Source organism: Pseudomonas sp. CC11G (genome assembly GCF_056174845.1).
Genome location: NZ_JBWBZC010000028.1, coordinates 1 through 12,046, shown reverse-complemented (window position 1 = coordinate 12,046; position 12,046 = coordinate 1). Strand labels below are relative to the sequence as shown.

The following is a 12,046-nucleotide window of genomic DNA, read 5'->3' as shown; positions in this document are numbered from 1 at the left end:
CGTCATTCCGGCGCAGGCCGGAATCCAGAATTTTGTAGGTTACGGTGTCGTTTGAACTATCACCGAACCTGGATTCCGGCCTGCGCCGGAATGACGGGGGAGGGTTCGAAGGCTGAGACAGTCGCCATAAAAAAGCCCGCCATCGACCTTACGGTGGCGCATTTGCAGAAGGAAAAGGTACCCCTTGCAACACCGTCATTCCGGCGCAGGCCGGAATCCAGAATTTTGTAGGTTACGGCGTCGTTTGAACTATCACCGAACCTGGATTCCGGCCTACGCCGGAATGACGGGGTGAATTCAAAACCTGAGACGTTATCCATAAAAAAGCCCGCCATTTCGGCGGGCTTTTTTATCACTCGGAGAACTGTCCCGGCGTGGCCGGCTCAGCCGGTTTCTGCCCGGTGTTTTCCACCCAGCCACCACCCAGTGCCTTGTACAGATTCACTTCACTGGTGAGCTGCGCCAACCGGTCGGTGATCAGTGCTTGTTGGGCGCTGAACAACGAACGCTGAGCGTCAAGGAAGGTCAGGTTGCTGTCGATACCAGTGCGGTAGCGACGTTCAGCCAAACGGTAGTAGTCCTGGTTGGCGGTGACGAAGTCACGCTGCGCCTGCAACTGTTGGCTGTAGGTCTGGCGTGCTGCCAAGCCATCGGACACTTCCTGGAAGGCGGTCTGAATCGATTTCTCATACTGAGCTACGCGAATGTCTTTCTGGATTTTCGAGTAGTCCAGGCTGGCCTTCAGCTCACCGGCGTTGAAGATCGGAATGCTGATGGTCGGCGAGAAGTACCAACTGCCCGAGCCACCCTTGAACAGATTGGACAGGTCGGCACTGCTGCTGCCGGCATTGGCGGTCAGGCTGATGGTCGGGAAGAACGCGGCACGGGCCGCGCCGATATTGGCGTTGGCCGCTTTGAGCAGGAACTCGGCCTGGAGAATATCCGGGCGACGTTGCAGCAATTCAGACGGCAAGCCAGCCGGCATTTCTTCCAGCAGGTCATCGGCCAGCGGCTTGTTGGCGACCAAGTCATTCGGTACGGAGGTGCCGAGCAGCAGCGCCAGGTTGTTGCGGTCCTGGGCGACCAGGCGTTGGTACTGGGCCAGGGCCACGCGCGCGCTTTCTACCGAGGTGCGCGATTGGCTGAGGTCCAGGGCCGAGGCCACACCTACTTCGTTGCTGCGCTGGGTAAGGCGCAGGCTGTCTTCGTAGGTTTTCAGCGTTTCTTCTGTGAGCCGCAACAGCTCCTGATCGGCCGTCAGCGTCAGGTAAGCATTGGCGACGTTGGCCACCAGGCTGAGCTGGGTGCTGCGTCGTGCTTGCTCGCTGGAGAAGTAGGTTTGCAACGTTTTCTTCACTCAGGCTGCGCACGCGGCCGAACAGGTCCAGCTCATAGGCGCTGACGCCCAAAGTGGCCGAGTACTGGCCGCTGGTGGTTGCCTCGCCGGTTTGCGACAGATCGCCCGGAGTACGCTGACGTACCCCAGTGCCGTTGGCGGTGACTTTCGGGAACAGCTCGGAGCGCTGGATACGGTACTGCGCGGCGTAGGCGTCAAGGTTCAACGCCGCCACGCGCAGGTCGCGGTTATTCACCAGTGCGGTCTGAATCAGCTGTTGCAGTGCCGGGTCGTGGAAGAACTGGCGCCAGCCTTGCTCGGCTTCAGCCACTTGCGCCGACTCGTTAGGGCCGTAGGCCGGCCCTTGCGGGTAGGCCTGGGCCACCGGCGAGGCCGGCTGCATGTAGTCAGGAATCAGCGAGCAGCCGCTCATCATCAGGCTGGCAATCGCGAGGGACAGTAGGGACTTGCGCATCAGTGGCCAGCCTCATTGCTTGGGGTTTCGGTCTCTTTGCCTTTGAACAGCGAAGAGATGGTGACGAAGAACAGGGGCACCCAGAAGATGGCCAGTACGGTGGCGGTGATCATGCCGCCGATCACGCCGGTACCGATGGCGTGCTGACTGCCTGAACCGGCGCCGGTGGAGATCGCCAGAGGCACCACGCCGAGGATAAAGGCCATGGAGGTCATGATGATCGGCCGTAGACGCATGCGGCACGCTTCCAGCGCCGCTTCGGTCAGAGACTTGCCTTGTTCGTGCAGCTCTTTGGCGAACTCGACGATCAGAATGGCGTTTTTCGCCGCCAAGCCCACCGTGGTCAACAGGCCCACCTGGAAGAACACGTCGTTGGACAGCCCGCGCAGGCTGGTGGCCATCAGCGCACCGATGATACCCAGCGGCACCACCAGAATCACCGCGACCGGAATCGACCAGCTTTCATACAGCGCTGCCAGACAGAGGAACACGAGCAGCAGCGAGATGGCGTACAGCGCCGGCGCTTGCGAGCCAGACAGGCGCTCTTCGTACGACAGACCGGTCCACGAGATACCGACACCTGCCGGCAGTTTCTTCGCGAGGGCTTCGACTTCGGCCATGGCTTCACCGGTGGAGTAACCCGGTGCTGGGGAACCCATGATTTCCATGGCTTCTACACCGTTGTAACGAGCCAGTTTCGGCGAGCCGTAGATCCACGAGCCGGAGGCGAAGGCGGCGAACGGCACCATCTTGCCTTCAGCGTTGCGCACGTACCATTTCTGCAGGTCTTCGGGCGTCATCCGCGATTTGGCTTCGCCCTGGATATAGACCTTCTTCACCCGACCACGGTCGATGAAGTCGTTGACGTAGCTACCGCCCAAGGCAATCGACAGGGTGTTGTTGATGTCGGTCAGGGTGATGCCCAGGGCACTGGCGCGCTCGTCATCGATGGTCAGCTGGAACTGCGGTTCATCGTTGAGGCCGTTGGGGCGCACTTGCATCAGTTTCGGGCTTTGCGCCGCCATGCCGAGGAACTGATTACGGGCTTCCATCAACTTGTCGTGGCCAATGCCGGCGCGGTCTTGCAGGAACACGTCAAAGCCGGTGGCGTTACCCAGCTCCAGTACGGCTGGTGGCGCGAAGGCGAACACCATGGCGTCACGGAAGCTGAAGAAGTGCTGCTGGGCGCGCTGGGCGAGGGCGAACACGGTGTTTTCCGCCTTACGGTCACCCCATGGCTTGAGCATGATAAAGGCCATGCCCGAACTCTGGCCGCGACCGGCGAAGTTGAAGCCGGTAACGGTAAACACCGAGTTCACGGTATCCGCTTCATCTTTGAGCAAGTACGCACGCATTTCATCGACCACCACCTGGGTGCGGCCGGCGCTGGAGCCCGCTGGGGTTTGTACCTGGGCGAACAGTACGCCTTGGTCTTCTTCCGGCAGGAACGCGGTAGGAATGCGGGTGAACAACCACACCATGCCGACCAGCAGCACGACGTAGCCCAGCAGGTACGGCGTTTTGTTACGCAGCATGCTGCTCACGCCGCGCTCGTAACCGCGCACGCTGCGGTCGAAATTACGGTTGAACCAGCCAAAGAAACCGCGTTTCGGCACGCCGTGCTCGCCTTCCTTGATCGGTTTGAGCAGGGTGGCGCACAGCGCCGGGGTGAAGATCAGGGCAACCAGCACCGACAGGCCCATGGCCGACACGATGGTGATGGAGAACTGACGGTAAATCACACCGGTGGAGCCGCCGAAGAAGGCCATCGGCAGCAGTACCGCCGAGAGCACCATGGCAATACCGACCAAAGCGCCCTGGATCTGCCCCATGGATTTCTTGGTGGCTTCCTTGGGTGACAGGTGTTCTTCGGCCATCACCCGCTCGACGTTTTCCACCACGACGATGGCGTCGTCCACCAACAGGCCGATGGCCAGCACCATGCCGAACATGGTCAGGGTGTTGATGGTGAAACCGGAGGCCGCGAGGATGCCGAAGGTGCCGAGCAATACGACCGGCACGGTCATGGTGGTGATGATGGTGGCACGGATGTTCTGCAGGAACAGAAACATCACCAGGAACACCAGGGCCACCGCTTCAAGCAGGGTGTGCACCACGCCTTCGATGGAGGCCGTTACTACCGGCGTGGTGTCGTACGGGTACACGGCTTTCATGCCGGCCGGGAAGAATGGCTGCAGGTCGGCGATGGTGGCGCGGATCGCTTTGGCGGTGTCCAGGGCGTTGGCACCGGTGGCCAGTTTGATGGCCAGACCGGACGCCGGCTTGCCGTTGAACTGAGCGCTGATGCTGTAGTTCTCGCCGCCCAGTTCGACCTTGGCGACATCACCCAGGCGTACTTGCGAACCGTCGCTGTTCACCTTGAGCAGGATGTTCTTGAACTGGTCAGCGTTCTGGAAGCGGGTCTTGCCGATGATGGTGGCGTTCAGCTGCTGCCCCGCAACCGCTGGCAAACCGCCCAACTGGCCGGAAGAAATCTGCACGTTCTGCGCGGCGACAGCGGTTTTTACGTCCACCGGGGTCAGCTGGAATTTGTTCAGCAACGCCGGGTCGAGCCAGATACGCATGGCGTACTGGGCACCGAACACCTGGAAGTCACCCACACCGGCAGTACGCGAGATCGGGTCTTGCATGTTGGAGACGATGTAGTTGGACAGGTCGTCCTTGGTCATGCTGCCGTCTTCGGACACCAGGCCCACCACCATCAGGAAGTTCTTCACCGCCTTGGTGACGCGGATACCCTGTTGCTGCACTTCTTGCGGCAGCAGCGGGGTGGCCAGGTTGAGCTTGTTCTGCACCTGAACCTGGGCGGTATCGGGGCTGGTGCCCTGGTTGAAGGTGGCGGTGATGGTCATGCTGCCGTCGGAGTTACTTTCCGAGGACACATAACGCAGGTTGTCGATGCCGTTGAGCTGTTGCTCGATGATCTGCACCACGGTGTCTTGCACGGTTTGTGCGGACGCACCTGGGTAGGTCACTTGAATGGCGATAGCAGGCGGCGCAATGGCCGGGTACTGGTTGATCGGCAATTTGAGGATGGACAGCGTGCCGACCAGCATGATCACCAGGGCAATTACCCAGGCGAAAATGGGGCGGTCGATAAAGAATTTCGACATGAGTTACTTCCCTTCGCCTTGATCTGCACCTTGAGCGGGCGCTTTGCTGTCGTCAGCTTTTGCCGGTGCGGCAGCCGGTTGCCCATTGGCAGCTGCGGCTGGAGCGACGTTGGTGGCTTCGGAAACTTTTACTTCCACGCCTGGTTTCACGTACTGCAGGCCCTCGGTGATAACGCGGTCGCCGGCTTTCAGGCCGTCATTGACCAGCCAATCGGTACCGAGGGTGCGTTCGGCATTGAGCTGACGCAGCTCCACCTTGTTCTCGGCGTTGACCACCAGGGCGGTGGGCAGGCCTTTGAGGTCGCGGGTTACGCCTTGCTGCGGGGCGAGGATGGCGTTTTCGTTAACCCCGGCTTGCAGCTGGGCGTGCACGAACATGCCCGGCAGCAACTGGTGCTTCGAGTTGGGGAACACAGCGCGGATGGTGACCGAACCGGTGCCTTCATCTACCGACACTTCGGAGAATTCCAGTTTGCCTTCCTGCTCGTACAGGCTGCCGTCTTCGAGCACCAGCTTGACCTTGGCGGCGTTGTCGCCGGCTTTCTGCAGGTTGCCGCTTTCCAGTTCGCGACGCAGTTTCAGCAACTGGGCGGAAGACTGGGTGACGTCCACATAGATGGGGTCGAGTTGCTGGATGGTGGCCATGGCGGTGGTCTGGCCATTGCTCACCAGCGCACCTTCGGTAACGGCGGAGCGACCAATGCGGCCGGCGATTGGCGCCAGTACTTTGGTGTAACGCAGGTTGATCTGTGCGCTTTGCAGAGCGGCTTCGGCTTGCAGGCGCTGGGACACGGCGTTGTCGTATTCCTGGCGGCTTACCGCTTGCTCACCCACCAACTGCTTGTAACGGTCGGCCAGAGACTTGGCCGATTGCAGGGTGGCTTCGGCGCTTTTCAGGGTGGCTTCGTAGACGGCGGCGTCGATCTGATAGAGCTGCTCGCCAGCTTTTACCTCGCGGCCTTCGGTGAACAGACGCTTGAGGATGATGCCATTCACTTGCGGGCGAACTTCGGCCACGCGGTACGCATTGGTACGGCCGGGCAGTTGGCTGACGAGGGAATAGGCCTGCGGCTTCAAGGTCACCACACCCACTTGCGGGGTTTGATGTGGCGGCGCTTCTGCTGCTTTTTCGCAACCGGTGAGCAACAGCGTTGCCAGTGCGAGGGCGGTAACCAGAGCGGTGGGGGCTGGCTTGAATTGCATGAAAGGCCTCATGTCGATCGGCGCGTTAAACGGCGTCGGTACGATTGGTTAGTTTTTAAGCGTTTTGGTTAGGCGGCTGATCAAGGTGTGATCAAAAATTAAAAAATTTAGATTGGATAGGTAGGATGCTAAGAAATATACTTACATTCATGGTTGTTTGTAAACGCCTAAAGCTCACTGTTACATAAGCTTTTTTTACGCTTTGCACCTAACTGACACGACGCTGACATATCCCTTACGTGTCGCTAACCAAAGGCTGTTTTGCATGGTCAGACGTACAAAAGAAGAAGCGCAGGAAACCCGCAGCCAAATTCTCGATGCCGCCGAAAAGGCGTTTTACGAGCATGGCGTCGGGCGCACCACGCTGGCCAGAATTGCCGATGTGGCCGGGGTAACCCGCGGCGCCATCTATTGGCATTTCAGCAATAAGAGCGATTTGTTCGAAGCTATGCTCGAGCGTGCGCACCTGCCGTTCGAAGAGCTGGCCAAAGCCAGCGAAAGCACGACCGAGCCGGACCCGTTAGGGCGCATGCGTGAGCTGCTGGTGCAGGTGTTGAAACAGACGGCGTCGGACGCTCAGGTGCGGCGCATCAACGAAATTCTGTTCCACAAGTGTGAATACACCGAAGAACTCAACGACTTGCGTCAGCAGATGCAAGACAACAGCATCGACTGCGATCAGCGTATCGAGCTCACGTTACGGAACGCCATCAACAAAAACCAGCTGCCAGCCGACCTTGACACCAAGCGCGCGGCGATCTGTTTGCATTCGTTTATCGACGGCACGCTGGCCAAATGGCTGCTGGCACCCAAGAGCTTTGCCCTGGGCAAAGAGGCGGAACGGATCGTGGATGTGGCGTTGGATATGTTGCGCCTGAGCCCGGGGTTGAGGGTGTAGGGCGGGGGATAGATGTTTCCAGGAATCGAGGCTGAAGCCTCTCCCACAAAGGATCGAGTTTCTACTGTGGGAGAGGCTTCAGCCTCGATGCTTTTAGGGCTTAACGCCGAACCTGCTTCAACGTTTCTGCAATTAAAAAGGCCAATTCCAGCGACTGATCGGCATTCATCCGAGGGTCGCAATGGGTGTGGTAGCGATCCGACAACCCATCTTCAGTAATCGGCCGCGAACCACCGATGCATTCGGTGACGTTCTGCCCGGTCATCTCGATATGAATGCCGCCGGCATACGTGCCCTCGGCCTCATGCACCTGGAAGAACTGCTTCACCTCGGCAAGGATCTGCGCGAAGTCGCGGGTCTTGTAGCCGCTGGACGCCTTGATGGTGTTGCCGTGCATGGGGTCGGAGCTCCACAGCACGTGGCGGCCTTCTTCTTTAACCGTGCGCAGCAAACGCGGCAGCCCGGCTTCGACCTTGTCGGCGCCCATGCGCACGATGAGGTTGAGGCGGCCTGGGTCGTTATCCGGGTTGAGGATATCGATCAGGCGGATCAGGTCTTCGCTGCTCATGCTCGGCCCACACTTCACGCCGATGGGGTTGCCCACACCGCGCAGGAATTCCACATGGGCGCCGTCGACCTGACGGGTACGGTCGCCAATCCACAGCATGTGCGCCGAGCAGGCGTAGTCGCCGCCGGTCAGGCTGTCGCGGCGCACGAAGGCTTGTTCGTAGTTCAGCAGCAGCGCTTCGTGAGCGGTGAAGAAGCTGGTTTCGCGCACTTGCGCGGAGCTGTCCATGCCGCAGGCGCGCATAAAGGCCAGGGTTTCGTCGATGCGGTCGGCGAGCTGGTTGTATTTTTCGCCGAGGGCCGAGTTCTCGATGAACTCCAGGTTCCACTTATGCACTTGATGCAGGTCGGCAAAGCCGCCCTGGGCAAAGGCGCGCAGCAAGTTGAGGCTGGCGGTGGACTGATGGTAGGCCTGCAGCAGACGCTCCGGGTCGGGCACGCGGCTGGTGGGGTCGAAACCAATGCCGTTGACGATGTCGCCGCGGTAGGCGGGCAGGGTGATGCCGTCGATGGTTTCGTCATTGGCCGAACGCGGTTTGGCAAACTGCCCAGCCATGCGCCCGACTTTGATCACCGGCACGCCGGCGGCAAACGTCATGACAATGGCCATTTGCAGCAACACCTTGAAGGTGTCGCGAATCTTCGCGGCGCTGAATTCGGCAAAACTCTCGGCGCAGTCGCCCCCTTGCAGCAGAAACGCACGGCCCTGGGTGACCTCGGCAAACTGGCGGCGCAGTTCGCGCGCTTCGCCGGCAAACACCAGCGGCGGATAACCGGCCAGGGTTTGTTCAACGGTGCTCAGGTGGGCGGCGTCTGGGTACTGCGGTTGCTGCTGGATGGGTTTAGCTCTCCAGCTGCTGGGGCTCCATGGTTGCGACATCGAGGTTCTCGGCTCAAGCAGATTAGGCGGACAGGCATGGTAACCGATCGGCCTGCGGTCACAAGCGCACAGGCGGTTGATAGGCGCGATAGAGGCGTTGAATAGACGTTTTCAGAGCAGTTTCCACGGTGCGATCAGCAACAGCCCAGTGATTACCAGCAAGAGGTAAATGCCACGTCGGAAATAGCGTTCATCCACTTGGTGATGCAAGCGCTCGCCCAGCCATACGCCGACCACCAACAGCGGCGCAAAACTTGCCACTTGCGGCAGTGCCGGCCATAGGCGGCCATCGAGCAGAAACGCCAGCGTCAGCAATCCATTGAGGGTGAACCAGACCGCCACCAAGGTGGCGCGCAGATGGCTTTTATCCAGCGAACTACCCGCCAGCGCAAACACCAACAGCGGCCCGCCGGACGCGAACAACCCATGGCAAACACCGGCGGCGGTGGTGATGGCGCGCATGATCCAGCGCGGCACATGGCGCACCTTGTCGCTCGGGCGGCGAAGCAGTTCCCGCGCGGCAAACCACAGGATCAATACCCCGAAACCACGCTTTAACGCCTGACCATCCAGCCACGGCAGCAGGCAATAGCCGAGCAGGGTGACGACCAGCATGCCCGGCAGAATGCTGCCCACCAGCAAGCGGCGGTCGATCAGCTTCCGGTAGCGCCAGCTCAGGTAACCGGTCATGCAGATATTCAGCGGCACCAATATCGGCAGCAATTGCTCGATGGGCAGCAGCAGAGCACCGAGCGACAGCGCGATGACCACGCTGCCGAACCCGGTAATCGCTTCGAGGGTGTACGCCAGCAGAATGAAAACGCCTAACGCCAGGTGAACCTCAAGAGGCATTCGCGGCGGTGCTCAACTGCTCGATGTGGTGCGCCTGCAAACGCAGCTCGGCGGCGTGTTCGGCGATGCTTTGGCGGTAGGTGTCTTTGTGCACGTAGTAGGCCATGCGCTCCAGCTCCAGGTACTGGTAGCCGCCGTCCAGACGAATGCTGGCGCGCTCGCGCTTGGTGGCCCGGAACGCCTTGGCGGCGTCGCTGCCGGCCTGCACCTGGCGAATAAATAGCGCCACCAGTTCCGCCTGCTCGGCGCGGCCCTGCCAGCCGAGCCCCGAGGCTTCGACCATGCCCATCATGAACAGGTCGTCGTACTCGGGGTGGAACACGTTCAGGTAAAGCTTCGGCGCGCCGGCGCCTTCGGGCCAATTGAGGTGGCTGCGTTCGATAAAGGGGTAATCCAATTTGTAGCCGGTGCCTTGCAGAATCAGGTCGTACTCGACCTGTTCGCCGTCGGTAAAGGTCACCCATTTGCCGTCGACATTTGCCACGTCGCGGCGCGCCTTGATATCGCCATGGCCGAGGTGATGCAGCACGAGCGAGTTCACCACCGGGTGGGATTCGTAGAGTTTGTAGTCTGGGTCCGGAAGACCATAGTTCGACGGCTTGCCGATCAAGGCGCGAATCAATAGACCGTCGATGCGCTGCTTCAACGCACGCGGCAGTTTTACCGCGCCGCCAAAGGTGTCGATAGGCCGGCCGAGGAGAAACTTGGGCAGGAAGTAGTAACCGCGGCGAACCGACAAATCCACCGACGCGGCGCGGTGCACGGCATCCACAGTGATATCGCAGGCCGAGTTGCCGCAGCCGACGATCAATACGCGCTTGCCAGCGAACACCTCGGCGGAGCGATAGTCGCTGGAGTGCATCAGCTCGCCACTGAATTGGCCCGGCAATTTGGCAAAGTTCGGTTTGTGCAAAGTGCCGTTGGCAATCAGCACGCCCTCGAACTGCCATTCGCGGGTAACGCCGGCTTTCTCGGTATACAGCTTCCAGCCTTTTCCTGACGCTCCATGCGCAGCACGCGGGTGCCGAACTGGTAGTGCTCGTAGAGGCCGAAGTGCTCGGCGTAGTCGCGGAAATAACGGCGCATTTCACTGTGGTGCGGGTAGGGCGCCACGTCGTCACGCATCGGGAATTCGCTGAACTGGGTGGTGCCCTTGGAGGAGATCAGGTGCGCCGAGTCGTACATGGTGCTGTGCGGATTATCGATATCCCACAGGCCGCCCACGTCGTCATGCAGCTCGAAGCCGACGAAGGAAATACCGTGTTTTTGCAGCTGGCGGGCGGTGCACAGGCCCATGGACCAGCGCCGATAATCGCGTACATAACAATCTCCCGTTCAGGTCGCGTGAAAACTACTGCGCTCGGTTAGGCGGCGTTAAAAACGGGATCACAATGCTCATTGGCTACAGCCAACTCCGCTTGTTCGCCCGTTTTTGCCTTGCCTACCCTTCGCTCGCTACGTTTTCACACGACCTGAGCATTTTTATTCTAGTGAGGGGGTACAAAGTGGGCGAATTATCGCGTGACCGGGCCCCGGCTCATCAATGACAATCGGCGCCTTTCTCGGCAGCGCCTGGTCGGCGATGTCACGGTGGATTTTGGAGACTGCAATGCCTGAACAGCCGCCACGGGACGAGCTGACCGAAGAGCTTCTGTTGGCCGAGGTGCATGACGAACACGGCGTGATCAAGGTCATGCAGGTGGGCGACTACCGCTTTCTGGAGTTCGGCGATGCCATCGAGCAGAGTTGCGTGTTTCTGCCCGATCCCACCTGGCTGGAGTACGACTACACCCGTGCCATGTTTATCGGCGCGCTCAGCCATGCGCAGCCGGAGAGCGCGCTGTTCCTCGGCTTGGGCGCCGGTACGCTGACTCAGGCGTGCCTGAAGTTTTTGCCGCTGGACGACGTAGAAGCCATTGAACTGCGCCCCGATGTGCCGCGTCTGGCCATGGAATACATGGGCCTGGACGACGATCCGCGGCTGTACGTGCGCATTGGCGACGCGTTGGAACTGCTGGAAAGCGCGGAAAACGCTGACCTGATTTTCGTCGACCTGTACACCGACACCGGGCCCGCTGTCGGTCACCTGGCCTGGCGTTTTCTTGAAGGCTGCCAGAAGCGTCTGAATCCGGGCGGCTGGCTGGTGATCAATCAGTGGGCCAGTGATGACGGCAAGCCGTTGGGCGCGGCGCTGCTGCGGGTTTGTATCACCGGCATTACTGGAGCTGCCGGTAAAGGAGGGCAATGTGATTCTGATCGTGCCGGCCGACCTCGACCAGGAACTGGATGTCGCCGCCCTCGAGCAGCGCGCGACGGCACTGCAAACCCAGCTTGGCTATTCCTTGCAGCCCCTGATTGATCTGGTGCGTCCCGCGACCTGATTCAACGCCCTTTGAATTCGCCCGGCGGCGCTCCTGCATGGCGCGTACGCCTTCCTGGGCATCGTCGCTGCCCATCAGTCGGCGCATGGTGGCGGGTGGGCCGCCGCCGCCGCGCCTTCACCTTCCGTCACGGCCTGGCGTGCAGATGCTAAGGTCGCCTGCACACCCAGCGGCGTTGCGCGGCAACCCGTTCGCAAGTGCAGGGCGCGCGGCATCAGCTCTTCGCTGGCCAACACTTCTTGCACCAGTCCCAAACGACACGCTTCGTGGGCATCAAATCATCGCCAGTCAGCAACCAGCGCATGGCATTGCCCCAGCCG

General features: G+C 60.4%; 5 protein-coding genes and 4 pseudogenes. 2 read left to right on the top strand and 7 right to left on the bottom strand.

The genetic code is table 11. The features are described 5' to 3' along the window. Positions 1-352: 352 nt before the first annotated feature. From adeC to AC0V2S_RS23985, 3 genes and pseudogenes are all read right to left on the bottom strand, one after another. Positions 353-1,811: pseudogene (adeC, locus tag AC0V2S_RS23995) on the bottom strand (AdeC/AdeK/OprM family multidrug efflux complex outer membrane factor). Beyond that, positions 1,811-4,945 carry an efflux RND transporter permease subunit gene (locus AC0V2S_RS23990; RefSeq protein WP_475511907.1) on the bottom strand — a complete coding sequence of 1,045 codons (3,135 nt, stop codon included), beginning with the start codon at positions 4,943-4,945 and terminating at the stop codon, positions 1,811-1,813. The pseudogene adeC and the gene AC0V2S_RS23990 overlap by 1 nt, the downstream one beginning before the upstream one ends. A gap of 3 nt (positions 4,946-4,948) precedes the next feature. After that, positions 4,949-6,148: an efflux RND transporter periplasmic adaptor subunit gene (locus AC0V2S_RS23985; RefSeq protein WP_475511906.1), complete on the bottom strand. Its 1,200-nt coding sequence runs from the start codon at positions 6,146-6,148 to the stop codon at positions 4,949-4,951. A 265-nt stretch (positions 6,149-6,413) separates the two neighbouring features. Here AC0V2S_RS23985 and AC0V2S_RS23980 point away from each other — a divergent pair, with 265 nt between their 5' ends. Further along, complete coding sequence (locus AC0V2S_RS23980) at positions 6,414-7,046, top strand: TetR family transcriptional regulator (RefSeq protein ID WP_475511905.1); 633 nt, start codon at positions 6,414-6,416, stop codon at positions 7,044-7,046. Positions 7,047-7,146: 100 nt separating this feature from the next. Here AC0V2S_RS23980 and AC0V2S_RS23975 read toward each other — a convergent pair whose 3' ends face one another. The 3 genes and pseudogenes from AC0V2S_RS23975 to AC0V2S_RS23965 form a co-directional block, all read right to left on the bottom strand. After that, on the bottom strand, positions 7,147-8,493 hold the full coding sequence (locus tag AC0V2S_RS23975; RefSeq protein WP_475511904.1) for a class II 3-deoxy-7-phosphoheptulonate synthase: 1,347 nt from the start codon (positions 8,491-8,493) through the stop codon (positions 7,147-7,149). Between the two features lie 111 nt (positions 8,494-8,604). Further along, on the bottom strand, positions 8,605-9,345 hold the full coding sequence (locus tag AC0V2S_RS23970; protein ID WP_475511903.1) for a sulfite exporter TauE/SafE family protein: 741 nt from the start codon (positions 9,343-9,345) through the stop codon (positions 8,605-8,607). Beyond that, positions 9,335-10,667, bottom strand: a pseudogene (locus AC0V2S_RS23965) (flavin-containing monooxygenase). Before AC0V2S_RS23965 ends, AC0V2S_RS23970 begins: the two are co-directional and overlap by 11 nt. 287 nt (positions 10,668-10,954) lie before the next feature. Here AC0V2S_RS23965 and AC0V2S_RS23960 point away from each other — a divergent pair. Then, positions 10,955-11,726: pseudogene (locus tag AC0V2S_RS23960) on the top strand (spermidine synthase). A 3-nt stretch (positions 11,727-11,729) separates the two neighbouring features. On the opposite strand, the pseudogene AC0V2S_RS23955 reads toward AC0V2S_RS23960, so the two are convergent. After that, positions 11,730-12,046: pseudogene (locus tag AC0V2S_RS23955) on the bottom strand (enoyl-CoA hydratase-related protein); the annotation flags it as partial.

What these genes read in the sequence shown, in the direction of transcription:
- AC0V2S_RS23990 (WP_475511907.1), bottom strand. Translation starts at nt 4,945, where the DNA reads ATGTCGAAATTCTTTATCGACCGCCCCATTTTCGCCTGGGTAATTGCC.
- AC0V2S_RS23985 (WP_475511906.1), bottom strand. Translation starts at nt 6,148, where the DNA reads ATGCAATTCAAGCCAGCCCCCACCGCTCTGGTTACCGCCCTCGCACTG.
- AC0V2S_RS23980 (WP_475511905.1), top strand. Translation starts at nt 6,414, where the DNA reads ATGGTCAGACGTACAAAAGAAGAAGCGCAGGAAACCCGCAGCCAAATT.
- AC0V2S_RS23975 (WP_475511904.1), bottom strand. Translation starts at nt 8,493, where the DNA reads ATGTCGCAACCATGGAGCCCCAGCAGCTGGAGAGCTAAACCCATCCAG.
- AC0V2S_RS23970 (WP_475511903.1), bottom strand. Translation starts at nt 9,345, where the DNA reads ATGCCTCTTGAGGTTCACCTGGCGTTAGGCGTTTTCATTCTGCTGGCG.